The organism is Paenibacillus sp. PAMC 26794, from assembly GCF_000316035.1.
Classification (GTDB): Bacteria; Bacillota; Bacilli; order Paenibacillales; family Paenibacillaceae; genus Paenibacillus.
The window spans coordinates 17585-37246 of record NZ_ANHX01000014.1 but is presented as its reverse complement, the minus strand read 5'-3'; the positions used below and the strand labels follow the sequence as shown (position 1 = coordinate 37246).

Sequence of the window (19662 nt, the reverse complement as noted above, 5' to 3'; positions counted from 1 at the left end):
ACGGAGCTGGAAAGCGGCGGTGCAGGGTTGCTATCAACCGTTAGCGATTATGCACGTTTTCTGAACGCGCTTACTGGGCATGGTACGAGTCCCGAAGGCGTGCGCATTCTGTCACAGGCTTCAGTGGAACTGATGCGAACGGACCACCTGAACGAGATGACTCGTGCTGATTATTCCTGGGATCATATGTATGGATACGGCTATGGACTGGGTGTTCGCACACATATCTCCAAAGCAGGAAGCGGCTCACTGAGTCCAATTGGCGAATTTGGATGGAGCGGCGCTGCTGGTTGTATGGCTATTATTGATCCGGATTCAGAGCTTACAGTTATGTATGCACAGCACCTGCTGAATAGCCAGGAGCCGTACGTTCAACGACGCTTACGTAATGTGGTTTACTCCTGTCTATAAATCATATCGTATTCGAAGTTACTTGAAGAGCCGCTAAATAGCGGCTTTTTTATGTTATATGAGTCGAAATCTATTAATTAGATTGTTATTTCTTTATTAGAAAGGGTATGTTATCATTCTTAGGAAAATAGTACTAGTAGGAGGATATGCTTATTGAACATGAACCTATATTCATTACATAGTTTGATCAAGATTACACGCTAGCAAGTAACTGTTTGAATGTTGAGATTGTGCACGATTTAAAATTAGAAAAGAGCTGTTAGATTTTATTTTTTTACTCAAAGGAGAGTCATCGATGATACACCCTAAACACAACGCAAAATGGGCTTCTCTGGCCTTACTTACCTTAATCGGCTATGTTCTGAGCGCATTGCTTCTGCTACCACCCAATGCCGCTGCCAAAGGAGAGCAAATCTCCGCCAAACAGCTCGAAAGCATGAGCCGACTTTCATTTACGCTTCGTGATGCCAAGCAAACGGCTTACACTGTTTATATTTTTGCTTATAATGAACAGAAGAGCACGCTGACCGAAGAAAATGGTTGGACCAACAATAAAAAAGGCGACAAGAGTTATTCAGGAACGTATCGTGCAGCCTTGCTGAAAAAAGGCGCAGCATACGGAACAGTCCAAGCAGCAAAACTGGATCTGAATACGATTATTTTGCCTCAAACCTGGAACTTTGTTGTGAAAAGCAAAGAGGCTGGTACACCAGACATGCTGATGATCACTGATTGGGGAACTTCTAATTTTAATGAGGTGAAAACCTATATTGTTCGTTCCGGGGAATTGCGCCGTGTAACATATGTCGATAATAAGGGTAAAAAAATCGACGATTCCTACTCTGCAAGCAGAGATGATGGAATCCGTACTCTTTCAGGTGCCCGAGTACAGTTCAAAAATTACAACAATCTTCAATTCGTCTATGGAGTTGATACGTTTAAGCTGAATGTGAACAAATTGGAATTACGGTTGGAAGATACGCGTAACCTTCGTTCAAAAGCTTGGCCGAACTCGGGTGTTGGCGATCGCGCTTACCTGAAAAGCCTGAAGGAAGCCGCTTTAAAGGGTGTGTTGCCAGGCCGGACGGACATCAAGATTGGTATGACGCTTCAAGCAATGCAAAAAAAGCTGGGGAAACCCAATTCTCGTTCAAACGGGGAATGGGGAGCATACTATTATTATTCTAAATTCGGCGTCGGGTTTGATTCATACATGCACGAGCTTACCAATAAATCACGTATTGCGGTTATCCAGCTGTACAATGAAAAGCAGTATCTCTCACCATGGAATGTGAAACGATGGATGGGAAAACCCACCTCGGAATATTATAATGAAGTTGTGGGTGGTTATGAGATGGAATATGAGCTGGGTAAGCACACTATAGTTTTTAATTATTTGGAAGAAGAAGACTTAATTGACTTTACGAATATATATTAAGGTATGACATAGCGAAAACTGAACGTATTCATATACGTACTTACAAAAAAAGCCGCTGATTAGCGGCTTTTTTTGTTATCCATGGAAGTGGACGCGTAGTCTATTTCATTGGAGTGTTATTAGAGCTTTGCACAGAACGTACACGATTGACTAAATAAATGCCGACTGACACGAACAGTAATGCGATCAGATTTTTCAGTTCCAAGATCGTTTCCCCCAGAAATAACGCTGATAATAAAGCTCCAAATACAGGGATTAGGAAGTTATAGACAGACACTCTTCCGACCTTGTTGTACTTGAGAAGCATATTCCATAGACAAAATGCGACGGATGACAGCAAAGCCAGGTAGATTAAGTTACTGGTGGATTCCAAGGTGAAATGGGTGACCCGACCGCCAAGTGATAGACCTAACATTGTAAGTACCAGTCCCCCGACGAATAAGCTAACACCTGTTATGATCAGAACATCGATCGTAGCGGTGAGACGTTTTGCGTAAAGGGCCGTAACGGAAAAAACAAGTGCCGCTATAATAACGAAGCCTTCGCCTGTGAATGAAAAGGAAAAAGCAAGCAGATCCGTATGGAAGTTTACGATGATTACACCAACGAATCCAAGCAAGCAACCAACGATTTTATTTCTGCTTAATTTGTCGTTTTTATAGATGAAATGGGCCAGAACAACACTGAAAAAGGTTGTAGTAGCGTTCATAATGGAGCCTTTGACACCCGTCGTATTGGCTACGCCAACGTAGAAAAACATATATTGCAAACCGGTTTGCAATATACCTAACATGATGAGGCCTGTCCACTGAGGCTTGGTTAATTGGAGCTTCTGTTTTCTAACGATACGAGACAGGAGCAAGAGCAGCATACCCGCCAGTGTAAACCGGTATCCAGCAAATACATACTTGGAAGCAATATCTTCCGGCAGAATGTTAAACGCGATATATCCAAGTTTGATGGATGGGTACGCACTTCCCCATAACAAGCAACACAGGCTTGCCACGAGCATGACAAAAATGGGATCACTAAATTTACTCGGTTTCTCAAGGGTATTTCTCTCTATCACTTTCGATCTTCTCCTCACATTTCATGCACATATGTATGTATGAATCTATTAATATCCTCACTGACCATATCACATATCGCTAATCTTTGTAATGATAATTAATAAACCGCTCCTCAGGTGGTAAGTTTATAAAGAAGGAAGCCTGCTCAATTCCTCAAACCCGGCGATGTTATTGTGACTCATGATGGTGTACAAGACTGGCATGGGGCCGCTAAATATAGTTGGTTTGAACACATTACGATCACTGCATGTACACCACTTGAAAAATTTCCAGAATGAAAACGCTTGTCAAATTAAAAATAATATGATAATTTAATGTCTGTAACCGGTTACACATAGAGGAGAGCAACTTATGACAACAATTAAAGACGTAGCTCAACTGGCTGGCGTATCTGTTGCCACCGTATCCAGAGTCATTAATGATAGAGGTTATGTTCATGCTGACACACGTAAGAAAGTGGAAGATGCTGTGAAGGCGCTTAACTTTTCACCGAATGAAGTGGCCCGCTCATTATATAAACGCAAGTCTAAACTGATTGGCCTGTTGTTGCCGGATATTACCAACCCTTACTTCCCACAGTTGGCCCGCGGTGTAGAGGACCGGATGCAGGAACAGGATTACAGACTGATATTTGGAAATAGTGATGAGGATGAACGGAAGGAGCAGGATTACATCCAGACGTTTATCCAGAACAACGTGGTTGGTGTGATCTCTTCAACGAACTACCCTCATTCTTCAATATATGAAAACCTGAAGATTCCCGTTGTGTTTCTGGATAGAACATCACTGGATCGTCCATCCGTGTATGCGGACGGCAGGGAAGGTGGAAGACTAGCGGCAAGGGAGATTATCAAACGCGGCAGTCGCCGGATCACAGTTATGCAGGGACCGTCACAGATCAGACCCGCTCAGGATCGTTTTGAAGGGGCGATTGAAATCATCCGTGATGCTGGGTTAGACTACCAAGTAATCCAGACGACCTCATTTTCGATTAATGAGGCAGGTGTATGGGCTGAAGAATTATTCAAAAAGTATGCGGACACAGACGGGGTCATTGCCAGCAATGACATCGCAGCCATGGCAGTACTGCATGAGGCATCACGAATCGGGAGAAAGGTTCCTGATGACGTACAAGTGATTGGTTTCGATGATATTCCGATGAGCAGCCTGTTATCGCCGGCATTGTCCACCATCCGTCAGCCAGCATACGAGATGGGAAGAGAAGCGGCGGGATTACTTATCCAGCTTGTGGAACAAGCTGCAATAGAGAATAAAAACATACAGTTGCCCGTGAGTTTCATCGAACGGGGCACTACGAGAAAGGTGAGATCAGATGGCTAAAATATGTGTAATTGGAAGCAGTTCAATGGATCTGGTTGTTACTTCGTCAAGACGGCCGGGGGCGGGTGAAACCGTTCTTGGCGATAGCTTCAAAACGGTTCCTGGTGGCAAAGGAGCCAATCAGGCTGTTGCCGCTGCACGACTGGGTGCCGAGGTTGCGATGATCGGTCGGGTAGGCGACGATGCTTTTGGCAAAGATATTGTAGAGAACTTTAAAGCAAATGCTGTAAATACGCAAAATGTGAAACCGGTTACACATTTAGAAAGTGGTACGGCTCATATCATTCTGGCAGAAGGTGATAATAGTATCGTAGTGGTTGAAGCGGCGAATCGGGAAGTCACTCCTGCATATGTCGATGAAGCAGCTGAAGTGATCCGCGATGCAGATATCGTATTAATTCAGCAGGAAATTCCGGAGGAAACGGTTGTGCATGTGAGTGCATTGTGTGCAGAATTCGGAACACCGCTGCTGCTTAATCCCGCACCGGCGAGAACATTGCCGCAAGAAGTGATCGACAATGCCGCATATATCACACCGAACGAGCATGAAGCTGAGATTTTGTTTCAGGGCATGAGTCCGGCACAGGCATTACGTCAGTATCCTAACAAATTGTTCATCACGGAGGGCAGTAAAGGTGTACGTTACTTTGATGGCACTGAGGAAATTCTAGTCCCAACTTATAAAGTTGAGGCTGTCGATACTACTGGGGCAGGGGATACGTTCAACGCCGCATTTGCAGTTGCTTTGGCTGAAGGAAAAGCGTTGCAAGAGAGTATACGCTTCGCCAATCGGGCTGCATCGTTGTCCGTCACCAAGTTCGGAGCGCAGGGCGGCATGCCGACGCGTGATGAAGTAGAGGAGAGCTTGTAATGAAAAGAAATGGCATGTTGAATAGTCACATTTCCAAGATTTTGTCGGATCTGGGCCATACGGACATGATTGCGATTGCGGATGCAGGTCTGCCGGTACCGGACGGGGTACTCAAAATCGATCTGGCCCTTAAACTGGGAACACCAAGCTTTCGCGAAGTGGTGGAAGCGATCGCTGAAGATATGGTCATTGAGAAAGTCATTGTGGCTGAAGAGATTTGCGAAGGCAATCCCGTAGCCATGCAATTCATCACAGAGAAATTCGGGGTAGAAGCAATCGATGCTTCCGTCAGCCATGAACAATTCAAAGCATTAACTCGGCAGGTGAAGGCGGTCATCCGCACAGGTGAAGCCACACCCTATGCCAATTGCATTTTACAATCGGGAGTCCATTTCGGTTAAAAGGAGGTTGCGTAATGCACATTCAGATGCAAGACATTCATAAAACGTTTGGAACGAATCAGGTGCTGAGCGGAGTGGATTTTGAACTAAAGGATGGTGAAGTTCATGCCCTGATGGGGGAGAATGGAGCCGGCAAATCCACACTGATGAATATTCTGATTGGTCTTCATCAGCGTGATCAGGGAACCATCACCATAGACGGAGAAGAAAACTATTTTGCAAGTCCGAAAGATGCAGAGAAACTGGGTATCACCTTTATCCATCAGGAGCTGAATGTATGGCCTGAAATGACGGTGCTGGATAATCTCTTTATTGGTAAGGAACTGACATCATCCATCGGGTTGCTTAATACAAGACAAATGAGAGCGCTTGCCACAGAACAGTTCGCCAAGCTTTCCGTAGACATACCACTGGAACGTCCTGCGGGAGAGTGCTCTGTCGGGCAGCAACAGATGATTGAAATTGCCAAAGCGCTAATGACAGATGCCAAGGTCATCATTATGGACGAGCCAACAGCAGCACTTACGGAGCGTGAGATCCAGAAGCTGTTTGGTGTAATCAGCTCGCTGAAGAAGGAAGGCGTATCCATCGTGTATATTTCTCACCGAATGGAGGAGATATTCACGATCTGTGACCGGATTACCATCATGCGTGACGGAAGAACGGTAGACACGCAACCTATTCCGCAGACAAGCTTTGATGAAGTGGTGCGGAAAATGGTAGGTCGTGAACTTACCGAGCGTTATCCCGTCCGGAATCCTTCTTATGGTGAAGTTGTCCTCGAAGTAAGGAATGCAAGCAGCAAAGGTCTATTCGAGAATATTAACTTCACGGTGAGAGCGGGGGAAATACTCGGTTTCTCAGGACTCATGGGTTCTGGACGAACAGAGATCATGAGAACCATCTTTGGTTTGGATACGTTGGATAGCGGTGAAATCTTCATCCGCGGCAAAAAAGCGAACATTCGTAAACCGGCAGATGCAGTGAAACATGGAATCGGGTTTATCACAGAAGACCGCAAGGATGAGGGGCTGGTATTAGACTTCTCTATTCGCGAGAATATGGCGTTGCCAAATCTGTTCAGTTTCTCAAGCAAAGGTTTCATCTCAACTTCAAAAGAACAAGACTTCGTAGATACACTGATAAAACGTCTACAGATCAAAACGCAATCCTCTGAGACGGCGGCAAGGAATCTATCCGGGGGTAACCAGCAGAAGGTGGTTATCGCGAAATGGGTTGGGATCGGACCAAGCGTGCTTATCCTGGATGAACCTACCCGCGGAGTGGATGTCGGGGCGAAGCGCGAAATCTATGAATTGATGAATGAACTGACAGACCGCGGCGTTGCAATCATCATGGTATCGTCGGAGCTACCTGAAGTGCTTGGCATGAGCGACCGGATCGTGGTTGTGCATGAGGGACACATCAGTGGCGAGGTTGCAAGGGAAGTAGCAACACAAGAACACATTATGACATTGGCCACAGGGGGACAGTGATATGACTACAATGCAGGAAAACAAAACGGCTAAAAGCGGCTTCCGTTTCTCAAACGTGATACAAAAATTGGGACCGCTGCTTGGCTTAATCATTCTTATTCTCATCGTATCGGTGTTGAATCCAAGTTTCTTGGAACCGCTTAATATCTTGAATTTATTGCGTCAAGTCTCGATTAATGCGCTGATTGCCTTCGGTATGACGTTTGTTATCCTGACAGGTGGAATTGATCTGTCGGTTGGCTCAATCCTGGCTTTATCCAGTGCTTTTGTGGCAAATATGATGTTGTCCGGTCTGGATCCGATCTTGTCCATCATTATCGGTGTAGCACTCGGTGGTGTCATGGGTATGGTGAACGGACTGATGATTACCAAAGGCAAAATGGCTCCGTTTATCGCTACACTCGCTACCATGACGATATTCAGAGGATTAACGTTGGTGTACACCAATGGTAATCCAATTACTGGCCTCGGGGATAGCCTGTTATTCCAACTGTTCGGCCGCGGTTACCTGCTGGGTATTCCGGTACCTGCAATTACGATGCTGATTACCTTCATGATTCTGTGGATTGTTTTGCATAAAACGGCTTTTGGTCGCAAAACGTACGCTATCGGTGGTAATGAGAAAGCTTCCATTATCTCGGGTATCAAAGTGAATCGCGTGAAAATTATGATCTACTCCCTGACAGGTATGCTCGCTGCTCTGGCAGGTGCAATTCTGACATCGCGTTTGAATTCAGCACAACCAACGGCAGGTACATCCTACGAGCTGGATGCGATCGCAGCAGTTGTATTGGGTGGTACAAGTCTTGCTGGAGGACGCGGACGCATCGTTGGTACACTGATCGGTGTTCTGATTATCGGCGTGTTGAATAATGGATTGAACTTGCTTGAAGTAAACTCATTTTATCAAATGGTTGTAAAAGGTATCGTCATTGCCATTGCTGTCCTGCTGGACCGCAAGAAAACAGCATAAGGAGAGAAGCGAATATGAAAAAGTGGACTGTAACACTCATAAGTATGCTGATGATCATCGTTCTGGCCGGGTGCTCTCTGGAGCCACCGGAATGGGCGAAACCTAACCCAAACAAAAGTAACGGACAGAAGAAAATAGGTTTGTCGATATCTACACTGAACAATCCATTCTTTGTATCACTGAAGGACGGGGTAATGGCTGAAGCCAAAAAACAGGGAATACAAGTCATCGTGGTGGATGCGCAGAACGATTCGGCCAAACAAACCAATGATGTGGATGATCTCATTCAGCAAGGCGTTAGTGCACTGCTAATTAACCCTGCGGACTCTGCAGCGATCTCCACAGCGGTTCAATCCGCTAATAGTGTGGGCATTCCTGTAATCACGCTGGATCGCTCCGCAGATAAAGGCGAAGTGGCGGCACTAGTGGCATCTGATAACGTTAAAGGTGGACGCATGGCAGCTGAATATTTTGTGGAACAACTGGGTGAGGGAGCAAAAGTCATTGAACTTGAGGGTGTACCTGGCGCTTCCGCAACAAGAGAACGGGGTAAAGGTTTCCATGAAGTGGCTGACAAGCAACTTGATGTGGTTTCTAAACAATCTGCTGATTTCGATCGGTCCAAAGGATTAAATGTCATGGAGAATCTGCTTCAGGGTAATCCTGACGTGCAGGCAGTATTTGCCCATAATGATGAGATGGCACTGGGTGCGATTGAAGCGATTCAAAGCTCAGGTAAAGACATTCCGGTCATCGGATTCGATGGCAATGATGATGCAATCAAATCCATTCAGGATGGGAAATTGACGGCAACAGTCGCTCAGCAACCAGTACTGATTGGCCAACTGGCACTGCAAGCTGCTCTGGATGTGCTCAGTGGCAAGCAAATAGAGAAATCCATTCCGGCTGAATTGAAGCTGGTAACCAAGGAAAATGTGAATGAGTAAATCATCATAAAACATGTATCTTCGTTTTGGACATGAACATAGGACTAAACCAAGCCGCTAAATTAGCGGCTTTTTTTCATTTCAGAAGAAGCGTGCGGATATCATATCAATCAGATTATTGACTTTTTAAAAGCATATTAAAGGTGCCCCAATTGAATTAATGTCCACTTTGTCTTTTTGGACTGCTCCAAAATAGCATTTTTGGATATGTATATCCAATCCATGCGTTGCTATACTAGCATGACGTTCTACACAGTCTTCACAACATAAGGAGGAGCTAATCTCATTGATTCATTCCTGTTCGGAATAGAAAGAAGGTGGCTGACATGAAACATCTAGTAGAAGAAAATCTTCAAGCTGTAAGACAGCAAATGGCATTGGCCTGCCAGGCTTCAGGTCGCAACATAGAGGACATCAAGTTGTTGCTCGCGACCAAAACGGTACCGCTAGAGAAATTACAAATAGCTATTCAAGCAGGTGAGGTCCTGTTTGGAGAGAACAAAGCTCAAGAACTCCGAGACAAATTCCCACTCATGGAACAAAGCAAGCAGGTGGAATGGCATTTTATCGGACATCTGCAAACAAATAAAGTAAAGGACGTTGTTAAATATGTTACTCTCATCCATTCCGTAGATCGTCTGAAACTGGGTCAAGCGTTACATAACCAGCTTCTCAAAGAGAATAAGACCTTAGACATTCTTGTGCAAATTAATACGTCCTACGAAGAAAGTAAATTTGGTGCCTCTCCAGAAACAGCCGTCGAGCTTGTAGAACAGTTGTCTCAATTCGAGACATTAAACGTGAAAGGTTTAATGACCATTGGAAAACTGAATGCGACAAACGAAGAAACACGACATTGTTTTCGATTGTTAAACCAGATCCGTACACAGATTAAAGAGAAAAATATTCCACGCGTAGAAATGGATATTTTATCGATGGGTATGTCTGCTGACTTCCAAGTCGCCATTGAAGAAGGAGCTACAATGATCCGTGTAGGGACAAGTGTATTTGGTCAACGCTACTTACCGGACGAGTATTACTGGAATGAAAACACACGCATCGATGATTAAGTGAGAGGTAGTGTTAAATATGAAGACAGCATCCCCTTCGTTACGTGGTCGCGATCTGATATCGCCGATCATAGCCGCTTTAATATCCGTTATTGTTAATTACGGGGGCACCTTTATTCTTGTTTTTCAAGCAGCCAAAGTCGCTGGTCTAAGCCCGGAAATGACGGCTTCCTGGATTTGGTCCATCTCGATTGGGGTAGGAGTAACGGGGATTTGGCTCAGTTATCGATACAAGGAACCGATTATTACAGCCTGGTCTACACCGGGTGTGGCGTTTCTCGTTTCAGCATTAGCGGTAACCCCTTATCCAGAAGCTATTGGCGCTTACATGATTTCAGCAGTCGGATTTATTATTTTAGGTTTGTCAGGCATGTTTGAACGTTTCGTTCGACTTATTCCCCCAGGCATCGCTTCCGGATTGTTAGCCGGTATTTTACTACAGTTTGGTATTTCGGCCTTTGGAGGGGCGAAGGTAGATCCTTTGCTTGTGATTGTACTGTTTGCAGGCTATATCGTGCTAAGAAGGTTTACTTCCCGTTACGCCATTGTTGGCATATTGGCAATCGGTTTGATTTATTTGATATGCATGGGGAAAACAGACTTCAGTACAATCCAATTGGCTGTAGCATCGCCTGTATTTGTGGTTCCAGCATTTTCGTTAAATGCTTTACTTGGCGTTGCGCTACCACTGTTCATTATTACCTTGACAGGGCAGTATATGCCCGGAATGCTTGTTCTGCGTAATGATGGATTCAAGACAAGTGCCAATCCTATTTTGGCCGTAACAGGTTTGGGTTCGCTTCTTGCAGCCCCATTCGGATCACATGCTTTTAATGTGGCAGCTATTACAGCAGCGATTTGTACAGGAAAGGATGCACATGAGGATTCAACCAAACGTTATATTGCAGGTATTGCTTGTGGTGTTTTTTATATTTTTGTCGGCATTTTTGGCGTAACATTGGCTGCTCTGTTTTTGATTCTTCCTGCTACCTTTATTGCAACATTAGCGGGATTGGCCTTACTTGGAACGATCGGTGGCAGTCTTGCCAATGCATTAACGGACCCTAAGGGACGTGAAACTGCATTGATTACGTTTTTGGCGACAGCAGCGAATGTGACTTTACTTGGTGTTGGTGGAGCATTTTGGGGACTGTTTGCAGGAATGATGGCACATCTACTGATGAATAGTAAATTTCCCAAAAAACAACTTGGAACGAATAGATAACCTTAATATTGAGAGGAAGATGTTCATGAAACATTTGGAGAAGCAAGATAAAGTAATAGGAAAGGCTGTCCAGCAAGAGCTTGGAAGGCAGCGGGATACGATAGAACTGATTGCATCAGAGAATTTTGTAAGTCAAGCTGTGATGGAAGCAACAGGTTCGGTATTGACCAATAAATATGCGGAGGGGTATCCTGCCCGAAGATATTATGGCGGGTGTGAGCATGTCGATACAGTCGAAGAGATAGCAAATAGCCGCCTTAAAGCACTTTTTGGCGCTGAACATGCGAATGTGCAGCCTCACTCCGGTTCTCAGGCCAACATGGCAGTATATTTTGCCTCGGTTGAGATTGGGGACACAATACTTGGCATGAATCTATCCCAAGGTGGTCATCTAACACACGGAAGTACTGTTAATTTTTCAGGTAGGTTTTACAATTTTGTTCCATATGGTGTCGATGCACAGACGGGCCGCATTGACTTTGACGAAGTACGTAAACTTGCTTATAAATATCGTCCACGCATGATTGTTGCAGGTGGAAGTGCATACCCGCGGACCATTGAGTTTGAATTATTTGCCCAGATTGCCGCCGACGTGGGAGCTCTTTTCTTTGTAGATATGGCGCATATAGCAGGAATTGTTGCGGCAGGTTTACATCCTAACCCGGTACCACATGCCCATTTTGTTTCAACCACCACGCACAAGACCTTACGAGGACCACGAGGGGGAGCCATTTTGTGCCGGGACTCCTGGGCAAAGGCGATCGACAAAGCTGTATTCCCAGGGACTCAGGGCGGGCCATTCATGCATGTCATTGCAGGAAAGGCGGTGGCATTAGGTGAGGCATTGCAATCCGAGTTCACAACATATATTGAAGGTGTTCTGAATAACGCCAACGTATTGGCAGAAACTTTAATGAATGAAGGACTCACCCTTGTATCGGGAGGAACAGATAATCATATCGTGTTGGTTGACTTACGAACTATGGGCCTTACAGGCAAAGAAGCCGAAGCTTTACTGGATGAAGTAGGGATTACGGCGAATAAAAATGTAATCCCTCACGATACGGCAAGTCCTTTGGTTACAAGCGGTATTCGTTTTGGAACTCCGGCTATGACTTCAAGAGGACTTGGAGCCAGGGAAATGAAAGAAATTGCTCAGCTGATAGGACTTGCTTTCAAAAATCCAAAGAACTCGGATGTCAAAAATCAAATATTAAGTAGTGTCCGTGAAATCACTTTGCAATTTCCTCTATATGAAGGGCTTAAATAGCTCAACAGCAGACACAAATAGAGCCTGCAATTGTTCCTAATAGATAACAATTGCAGGCTCGTATTTTGCTTGTTTATATTGAAACTTAAGACAGCCCTAGTAGGCTATACCTACACGAGATTGTACATACTCATCAGACATTAATTGCTGATAAGCAAACTCCGCAGTATCGATTACAGATATAGAAGTTCCACCGTCAGGCAAGTAGTCGCGCTCAACCCGGTACTTACCGAGAGATTCTCCATCATATAAGTAGGTAGGACACACGATGGTCCATTCTAACTCTGAAGCTTTGAGAATGTTGTACATCTCCAGATGCTCTTCAGCTGCTCGCGTGGACTTACGTTTGGACTCAGGGGATTGAAAACGAAGCAAGCCAGGATCCGTTCGACTTTCCAATATTCCTGCTGTACCAATGGTAATGATTCTTTTGATACGCTCCTGAGCCATAGCCTCAACAATATGTCCCATGGATTGCGATAATGTAGTCGTTCCATCGGTACTTAAGGAACTAACAACGAGATCCACACCCTGTATGGCGTGATGAATATCCTCTTTGACTAAAGCGTTTCCTTGATGCAGAACGAAATTGTCATCGCTGATTTGTACCTTTTCCGCGCTTCTAACCAGTGCAGTTACATGATGATTGGAACGTAGGGCATTAGAGACGAAATGACTTCCAACCCGTCCGGTGGCTCCTAACACTAAAATTTTCATCACAAAAAACATCCTTTCGAATCCGATTGGAGAGCATGTTCTCCATCATAATACAATCTTTGCAAGTCGTTGTATGCCTTCCTCAATCTGCTCCTCATCCACTTTCGCAAAACCTAATATCCATCCTTTTCGATGACTCTCCAAGCAATATCTACTAAGCGGATACACACGCACACCTTGATCAAGGGCAGCATTTGTCAGCGCTTCTTCGTCAAATGACGTTTCAGATTCTAGAAGCATATGTAATCCCGTTTCCACACCACTTAATGTAAATCGTGAGCCTAGCCCTGAAGCAACAATGGCTTTGGTCATGACTTCGTGTCTGTGTCGATATATGTTCCGAACTCTTCTCATATGGCGCATAAAATGACCACGTTCAATAAAATGAGTTAGCGTTAATTGTTCCATAATCGGCAGATGACGATAGGTTAATTCATGAACTTGAGTAAGGCGATCGATGGCTATTTTGGGGCCGATGATAGCGGATAGTCGAATGCCAGGTGCAACCATTTTGGAAAAACTCATCATATAAAGCGTATTCTGAGGTTGCTGACTAAATATAGTTGGAAGCGGATCTCCACGGTACCTAAATTCGCTATCGTAGTCATCCTCAACAATCCAATATCGATGATGAGCTGCCGAGTGCATCAATTGTTGCCTGCGTGGCTCCGACATAATAACACCAACGGCGCATTGATGAGAAGGTGTGACAAATACGAGTTTCGTCTGTGGGTGAATATGATCTACACATAATCCATACTCATCAACCGGAACGGGATGGACTTGCATCCGGCGGTATTTCATCGCCATCCAAGCGGCAGGGAAGCCGGGATCTTCTACGGAAACTGTGTCTCCCTCACTTAAAAGTGCCTGGGCAATTAAATCAATGCTATGTTGTGCACCTGAGGTTAACAAGACTTGATCAACATCGATATGAATGCCTCGTTCAAGTGACAAATAACGCTGAATCTGTTCTCTTAACGCCAGTAACCCTCTGGCATCGCCATAAGCCCATATATCCAGATTAGGTTCAGTGGAAGCTTGTAAAAAAGATTGCCTCCACGCTTTTGTGAAACTTTCATCCAGATAAGGCTCGTGGGGATTAAAATCAATTTCTATTTTGCGATTGTCTCTATTGCCAAACCAACTATGCAGATGACCAATCGATTCGTTTAGTGTAGGCAGTTCGGGAGGAATAGGCCCTTGCATCGTAACGTCTTCTGATGAACGAGGTGCATATGTCCAATCACTAACTCTTGTTCCGGCTCGTCGGGATGTTACCGTATACCCTCGGCTGAATAATTCCTCGTACACAATCTGTATGGTTGAGCGTGAAACACCAATTAATTGAGCAAGTTCACGTGATGGAAGCAGCAATTCGCCTGGTTGCCATTTCCCGGTTGTGATATTATGAATCGCTTGATCCAAAAGTTGCTGCCAGATCGGGCGTTGGTCATTCCGATTAACTTTTAGCATTGCTTCAACTCCATTACTCATGCTGAATTATGGATTGCATTTATTCATGTACTTAGCCATGTTATTGGCACTCCATTGGTTGATATACCATTATAGCAAAAGTTTAGTTTGCAAACAAAACAAAGCTGGACTAAAGCGATTTTTACCGTGTGTCCAACCTATTTGGGTTGGTCCTGCTTGGTTCATACTCGATTCATATTCAAGCCACAGACAGTTCATCTTCTTCGGTTACACTACGGGAGTACTAACACAGAGATTCCTAATCCATAGACTAGACAGGAGAAGATGAGATTGAGACGAAAGAAACGAACTTCTATCGCCGCCATAACCTTGGTGTTTGCAATGATGTCCCCAATGTCGGCCATGGCCACACCCGCTACCAGTAACGGTAGTAGCTCTAAGTATGATCTAACTAAAAAGGCAGTAAGTGTAAAGGCCAAGGTACTTACTGAATCATACGCTACGACAAGTGTGCAATACGCACTGATGGATGAGGGCAAGATTGTGATCTCCGGTCAGGCAGGCAAAAATGACCTAAAAAACAACATCCCGCTTTCTTCAGATACCATGTATGGCATTGGTTCAACCAGCAAAATGATGCTCACAACCGCCGTAATGAAGCTAGTGGACCAAGGCAAGATCGATCTTGATGAGCCTGTCGTGAAGTATATTCCGGACTTTAAAATGAAAGACAAGCGTTACCAACAGATTACACCACGCATGTTACTGAATCATTCATCCGGACTTCTCGGAACGTCAAGTAACAGTGCAATACTGTTTGGAGATAATGATACCCATGCACATGATACGTTACTGGAACAATTGGCGACGCAACATCTGAAGGCCGATCCTGGCGCATACTCGGTGTATAGTAATGACGGTTTTACATTGGCTGAGATTCTGGTTGAGCGGGTCAGCGGAATGAGTTTTACCAGTTTCATGCACCGGTACATAACTGAACCTCTTGGTATGGAGCATACCAAGACACCGCAGGATATTGTGGACTTTAGCCAGATGGCAGCAACATATGCCCCTTCGCATGAGGAGCAACTTCCATTAGAGACTACAAATATGATTGCCTCGGGAGGCATCTATTCCACCGCTGAAGATCTGGTTCAGTTCTCGAAAATCTTTACAGGTGAGGTTGAAGGTGTTCTTTCGGAGGAATCCGTAGAGGCCATGGAGCAAGAAGAATACAAGAGAGGCATGTGGTCGGAGGAAGGCGATTCGTCTATTGGTTACGGCCTGGGCTGGGATAGCGTGAACCTGTTTCCTTTTAATGATTACGGCATCCAGGCAGTAAGCAAAGGCGGCAATACAATAACCTATCATTCCTCCTTGATTGTGTTACCTGAATATAATATGGCTGCTGCTGTAACTTCTTCGGGTGGTCATAGCTCAACGGATCAATTGCTGGCAACTGAGCTGTTGCTTGGCGCGCTTGAGGAGAAGAATATCATTCCAGAGCGTAAGCCGGAGAAGTCACATGATGCACCGGTGAAAACAACCATGCCGAAGGAACTTACACAGCACACAGGCATGTACGCTGGTGGGGCAAACATGTTAATGAAGATGGACGTAAAAGATGATGGGCAATTAACGCTATCTAATCTGTCGTCTCCTAACAGTCCTAATCAGACCTATACGTACACCACTGATGGTTCATTTGTTAATGATGCGGCTACGGAAAAGCTGCAGTTCGTTCAGGCAGTCAACGGGAACACATATCTGTGGTCTCGCTCGTATCAGTCTGTTCCTGGACTTGGACAAGTTGCTTCCTCGGAATATAAAGCAGAAAAGCTTGAAACCAATGAATTGTCTGCAGAAGTAAAGGCCGCATGGCAGAAACGGGAAGGCAAAGCCTACGTGTTGGTCAATGAAAAATACACATCAACACTGTACAACGCAGCGATGCCGATGATTCCCATTCATACTTTTAATGAGCTACCGGGTTATGTCTACACGAATAAAATCGTTGGAGCTAACCAAGCTGTGAACCAATTGCAAATTCCTGGATTAGCGGGCCGTGACACGATGGAGTTTAATTTTTATGAGGAAAATGGCGTGGAATACGTTACAGCTGGAGGCAACGTTTATGCTGCTCAAGATATCATCAAACCGATCTATGCGGGAAAACAATCGAAGACAACGATTCAGGCGAATGGTCATGCCACATGGTATTCGATTCCAGCATCAGCTGCAGGTAAGGAAATGACGGTCAAGATGTCTGCAAACAGTGCATTTGCTGTATATAACCAAGCTGGCATAGGCATTAATCATACAGTGGTCAGTGGACAAAACGAAATTGTGTTGCCTGAGAACGGAACTATTGTATTCGCGGGTGAAGCTGGTTCGAAGTTCGAGATTGTATTGACAACCAGAGCAAATTAATAGATTATAAAAAACTGTACAACAAAAAGTCGCGGAAATCGCGGCTTTTTTTGAGTTTTAAATTTTAAATAATACGTTTTAAAGTAAATGTATCTTTTTTCAGATTCAAAATGTAATATTGGGTTTCGCGAAGCTTACCTAAAGGGTAAGTATTAAAAGGACTTTTACTGGTTGGAAAAAAATGATGAAGGAAAATGTTGCAAGTGGAAAGGCAAAGCATTGATTGTTAATATACAGTAAATAATAACAATCAAATGGGCAGAAGATCGACAAAAAGCATAACCGTAATACCGATTCCAAAGAAAATAATGATTATTCGGACAATACCGAGACGGGGAGGACACATGAAAACAACGAAGATCTCATTTTTTATACTTTCACTGATGCTGCTCCTGGTGAGCGGTCTATCAGGATGGGTAGGGAACGCTGCTGCAGCGTCCGATTCCGGTAAAACCTATGTTATCGGAACGGATGTCACATTTGCTCCATTTGAATATGAAGATGAGAATGGTGATTTTGTTGGTATCGATATGGATTTGCTGGATGCCATCGCCAAAGATCAAAATTTTAATTATCAAATTAAATCTCTGGGATTTAACGCAGCTGTGCAGGCACTTGAGGCGAATCAAGTCGATGGTGTGATCGCAGGGATGAGTATTACGGATGAGCGAAAAGCAAAATTTGATTTTTCAGAGCCATATTATGATTCAGGCGTTGTTATGGGGATTAGTTCCAATAATGATACCATTAAAAGTTACGAAGATCTTCGTGGTAAAAAGGTCGCTGTAAAAACGGGAACAGAAGGGTACAGCTTTGCTGAGTCCATCGCCTCAAAATATGGCTTTACCATTGTTCCATTCGATGAATCATATCAAATGTATGATGATGTAAAGACTGGTAATTCGGTGGCCTGTTTTGAAGATGAACCCGTTCTAAGATATGGGGTAAAGCAGAATAATGGTTTGAAAATCGTTACCGCCAAAGAAGACGGGGCTTCCTACGGATTTGCGGTAAGTAAGGGTAAAAATCAGGAACTTCTGGAGATGTTCAATGCTGGTCTTGTGAATATCAAAGCAAACGGTGAGTACAAGCGCATTATCGAAGAATATGTTGGAGAGAATTCCCAAGTCGCAAATCTGGGGCGTTGGGAGTTAATACAGAAATCTCTTCCTGCACTTTTTAAAGGTCTGGGAAAAACACTTTTATACACGATTGTATCCCTGTTCTTCGCGTTTATCATCGGTCTGATTTTCGGATTCATGAAGGTGGGACAGAACAAATTCCTTCGAGTTGTTGCCACCGTATTTGTGGATATCTTCCGCGGTATTCCGCTGATTGTCCTGGCATTCTTTATCTATTTCGGGATTCCACAGGCGATGGGCTTCACGATGCCATTGTTCCTGGCGGCTATTCTGACACTTAGTCTGAATGCAGGGGCGTACGTAACCGAGATTATCCGAGGCGGGATTCAATCGATTGATCGTGGTCAGATGGAAGCTGCCCGTTCATTGGGCATTCCTTATCGCAAAGCGATGATAAAGATCGTTATTCCGCAGGCAGTGCGGGTTATGATTCCGTCCTTCATTAACCAGATGGTTATCACGTTGAAGGATACGTCAATCTTATCCGTTATTGGTCTCGTAGAGTTGACACAATCGGGTAAAATTGTTATTGCAAGAACGTTCTCCTCTTTTGACATTTGGTTAACGGTTGCGGTTATGTACCTGATTGTCATCATCACATTGACCAAAATTGCTGATTATCTGGAGGTGAAGGTTCGTCGTGGCTAAAATAAAAGTTGAAGGTTTGAAGAAAAGTTTCGGCTCGAATCAGGTTCTGAAGGGAATAGATGTGGCGGTCAACGAAGGAGAAGTTGTCTGTGTCATCGGGCCTTCCGGTTCAGGAAAAAGTACCTTCTTGCGCTGCATCAACCAATTAGATGTGATTACGGCAGGCCGGGTTATTGTGGATGATCAGGATCTGAATGACCCTAAAACGAACCTGAACAAAGCTCGCGAAAATATTGGCATGGTATTTCAACATTTTAACTTGTTTCCTCATTTTAGTGTACTTAAGAACATCATGTTTGCGCCAAGAGAACTCGGAATATTAAATGCACAGCAGGCGCGTGATACAGCACTTCAATTACTTGAGCGAGTGGGTTTGTCTGATAAAGCAGATAGCTTCCCAACACAACTGTCTGGTGGACAAAAACAACGTGTAGCTATCGCTCGTGCGCTTGCTATGAATCCGGATGTTATGTTATTTGATGAACCGACCTCGGCGCTCGACCCTGAGATGGTAGGAGAAGTCCTTGGTGTTATGAAGGACCTCGCGAGCGAAGGCATGACGATGATGATCGTTACCCATGAGATGGGTTTTGCCCGTGAAGTAGCTGATCGCGTGATCTTCATGGACGGTGGTTATATTGTCGAGCAGGGCACCCCAGAAGAGATATTTGGAAATCCGAAGAATGAGCGGACGATCAGTTTCCTGGAAAAGGTGCTCTAGGACTGAATCGAGAATTAACACATTAAAAGTCGCTATCTAAGCGGCTTTTTTTGT

The 19662-nt window shown here is 44.4% G+C and carries 17 protein-coding genes; 14 read left to right on the top strand and 3 right to left on the bottom strand.

What is annotated here, in order from left to right:
- On the top strand, window positions 1–411 hold a 411-nt coding region (locus tag D829_RS0108865), incomplete at its 5' end, for a serine hydrolase domain-containing protein (protein WP_017688520.1).
- Between the two features lie 295 nt (window positions 412–706).
- Complete coding sequence (locus D829_RS0108860; RefSeq protein ID WP_017688519.1) at window positions 707–1849, top strand: DUF4309 domain-containing protein; 1143 nt, start codon at window positions 707–709, stop codon at window positions 1847–1849.
- 100 nt (window positions 1850–1949) lie between these two features.
- Here D829_RS0108860 and D829_RS0108855 read toward each other — a convergent pair whose 3' ends face one another.
- On the bottom strand, window positions 1950–2918 hold the full coding sequence (locus D829_RS0108855) for a DMT family transporter (RefSeq protein WP_017688518.1): 969 nt from the start codon (window positions 2916–2918) through the stop codon (window positions 1950–1952).
- 352 nt (window positions 2919–3270) lie between these two features.
- Here D829_RS0108855 and D829_RS0108850 point away from each other — a divergent pair, with 352 nt between their 5' ends.
- From D829_RS0108850 to glyA, 9 genes are all read left to right on the top strand, one after another.
- A complete protein-coding gene (locus D829_RS0108850) occupies window positions 3271–4260 on the top strand; it encodes a LacI family DNA-binding transcriptional regulator (RefSeq protein WP_017688517.1) in 990 nt (329 codons plus the stop codon).
- Window positions 4253–5131, top strand: a complete 879-nt coding sequence (rbsK, locus tag D829_RS0108845) for a ribokinase (protein ID WP_017688516.1) — start codon at window positions 4253–4255, stop codon at window positions 5129–5131. The genes D829_RS0108850 and rbsK overlap by 8 nt, the downstream gene beginning before the upstream one ends.
- Window positions 5131–5532: a D-ribose pyranase gene (rbsD, locus tag D829_RS0108840; protein ID WP_017688515.1), complete on the top strand. Its 402-nt coding sequence runs from the start codon at window positions 5131–5133 to the stop codon at window positions 5530–5532. Before rbsK ends, rbsD begins: the two co-directional genes overlap by 1 nt.
- Before the next feature lie 14 nt (window positions 5533–5546).
- Entirely contained in the window at window positions 5547–7028 is a 1482-nt protein-coding gene (locus tag D829_RS0108835) for a sugar ABC transporter ATP-binding protein (protein WP_017688514.1), read from the top strand.
- Window position 7029: 1 nt separating this feature from the next.
- Complete coding sequence (gene rbsC / locus D829_RS0108830) at window positions 7030–8001, top strand: ribose ABC transporter permease (RefSeq protein ID WP_017688513.1); 972 nt, start codon at window positions 7030–7032, stop codon at window positions 7999–8001.
- Window positions 8002–8015: 14 nt separating this feature from the next.
- Window positions 8016–8948 carry a ribose ABC transporter substrate-binding protein RbsB gene (gene rbsB, locus D829_RS0108825; protein WP_017688512.1) on the top strand — a complete coding sequence of 311 codons (933 nt, stop codon included), beginning with the start codon at window positions 8016–8018 and terminating at the stop codon, window positions 8946–8948.
- A 326-nt stretch (window positions 8949–9274) separates the two neighbouring features.
- A complete protein-coding gene (locus D829_RS0108820; RefSeq protein ID WP_017688511.1) occupies window positions 9275–10018 on the top strand; it encodes a YggS family pyridoxal phosphate-dependent enzyme in 744 nt (247 codons plus the stop codon).
- Window positions 10019–10037: 19 nt separating this feature from the next.
- Window positions 10038–11243 carry a benzoate/H(+) symporter BenE family transporter gene (locus D829_RS0108815; RefSeq protein ID WP_017688510.1) on the top strand — a complete coding sequence of 402 codons (1206 nt, stop codon included), beginning with the start codon at window positions 10038–10040 and terminating at the stop codon, window positions 11241–11243.
- A gap of 25 nt (window positions 11244–11268) precedes the next feature.
- Window positions 11269–12513, top strand: a complete 1245-nt coding sequence (gene glyA, locus D829_RS0108810) for a serine hydroxymethyltransferase (RefSeq protein ID WP_017688509.1) — start codon at window positions 11269–11271, stop codon at window positions 12511–12513.
- 96 nt (window positions 12514–12609) lie between these two features.
- Here the strand turns inward: glyA and D829_RS0108805 are convergent, their stop codons facing one another.
- Together D829_RS0108805 and D829_RS0108800 are read right to left on the bottom strand one after the other, a co-directional pair.
- Window positions 12610–13230: an SDR family oxidoreductase gene (locus tag D829_RS0108805; RefSeq protein WP_017688508.1), complete on the bottom strand. Its 621-nt coding sequence runs from the start codon at window positions 13228–13230 to the stop codon at window positions 12610–12612.
- Between the two features lie 45 nt (window positions 13231–13275).
- Window positions 13276–14706 carry a PLP-dependent aminotransferase family protein gene (locus tag D829_RS0108800; RefSeq protein ID WP_017688507.1) on the bottom strand — a complete coding sequence of 477 codons (1431 nt, stop codon included), beginning with the start codon at window positions 14704–14706 and terminating at the stop codon, window positions 13276–13278.
- A gap of 285 nt (window positions 14707–14991) precedes the next feature.
- Here D829_RS0108800 and D829_RS0108795 point away from each other — a divergent pair, with 285 nt between their 5' ends.
- From D829_RS0108795 to D829_RS0108785, 3 genes are all read left to right on the top strand, one after another.
- Window positions 14992–17097: a serine hydrolase domain-containing protein gene (locus D829_RS0108795; RefSeq protein WP_036660578.1), complete on the top strand. Its 2106-nt coding sequence runs from the start codon at window positions 14992–14994 to the stop codon at window positions 17095–17097.
- Between the two features lie 344 nt (window positions 17098–17441).
- Window positions 17442–18887, top strand: a complete 1446-nt coding sequence (locus tag D829_RS0108790; protein ID WP_017688505.1) for an amino acid ABC transporter substrate-binding protein/permease — start codon at window positions 17442–17444, stop codon at window positions 18885–18887.
- Window positions 18880–19608, top strand: a complete 729-nt coding sequence (locus D829_RS0108785; RefSeq protein ID WP_017688504.1) for an amino acid ABC transporter ATP-binding protein — start codon at window positions 18880–18882, stop codon at window positions 19606–19608. The genes D829_RS0108790 and D829_RS0108785 overlap by 8 nt, the downstream gene beginning before the upstream one ends.
- Window positions 19609–19662: the final 54 nt, after the last annotated feature.

What these genes read in the sequence shown, in the direction of transcription:
- D829_RS0108850 (WP_017688517.1), top strand. Translation starts at nt 3,271, where the DNA reads ATGACAACAATTAAAGACGTAGCTCAACTGGCTGGCGTATCTGTTGCC.
- D829_RS0108800 (WP_017688507.1), bottom strand. Translation starts at nt 14,706, where the DNA reads ATGCTAAAAGTTAATCGGAATGACCAACGCCCGATCTGGCAGCAACTT.
- D829_RS0108805 (WP_017688508.1), bottom strand. Translation starts at nt 13,230, where the DNA reads ATGAAAATTTTAGTGTTAGGAGCCACCGGACGGGTTGGAAGTCATTTC.
- D829_RS0108795 (WP_036660578.1), top strand. Translation starts at nt 14,992, where the DNA reads ATGAGATTGAGACGAAAGAAACGAACTTCTATCGCCGCCATAACCTTG.
- rbsK (WP_017688516.1), top strand. Translation starts at nt 4,253, where the DNA reads ATGGCTAAAATATGTGTAATTGGAAGCAGTTCAATGGATCTGGTTGTT.
- rbsB (WP_017688512.1), top strand. Translation starts at nt 8,016, where the DNA reads ATGAAAAAGTGGACTGTAACACTCATAAGTATGCTGATGATCATCGTT.
- D829_RS0108835 (WP_017688514.1), top strand. Translation starts at nt 5,547, where the DNA reads ATGCACATTCAGATGCAAGACATTCATAAAACGTTTGGAACGAATCAG.
- rbsC (WP_017688513.1), top strand. Translation starts at nt 7,030, where the DNA reads ATGACTACAATGCAGGAAAACAAAACGGCTAAAAGCGGCTTCCGTTTC.
- D829_RS0108860 (WP_017688519.1), top strand. Translation starts at nt 707, where the DNA reads ATGATACACCCTAAACACAACGCAAAATGGGCTTCTCTGGCCTTACTT.
- rbsD (WP_017688515.1), top strand. Translation starts at nt 5,131, where the DNA reads ATGAAAAGAAATGGCATGTTGAATAGTCACATTTCCAAGATTTTGTCG.
- glyA (WP_017688509.1), top strand. Translation starts at nt 11,269, where the DNA reads ATGAAACATTTGGAGAAGCAAGATAAAGTAATAGGAAAGGCTGTCCAG.
- D829_RS0108815 (WP_017688510.1), top strand. Translation starts at nt 10,038, where the DNA reads ATGAAGACAGCATCCCCTTCGTTACGTGGTCGCGATCTGATATCGCCG.
- D829_RS0108790 (WP_017688505.1), top strand. Translation starts at nt 17,442, where the DNA reads ATGAAAACAACGAAGATCTCATTTTTTATACTTTCACTGATGCTGCTC.
- D829_RS0108820 (WP_017688511.1), top strand. Translation starts at nt 9,275, where the DNA reads ATGAAACATCTAGTAGAAGAAAATCTTCAAGCTGTAAGACAGCAAATG.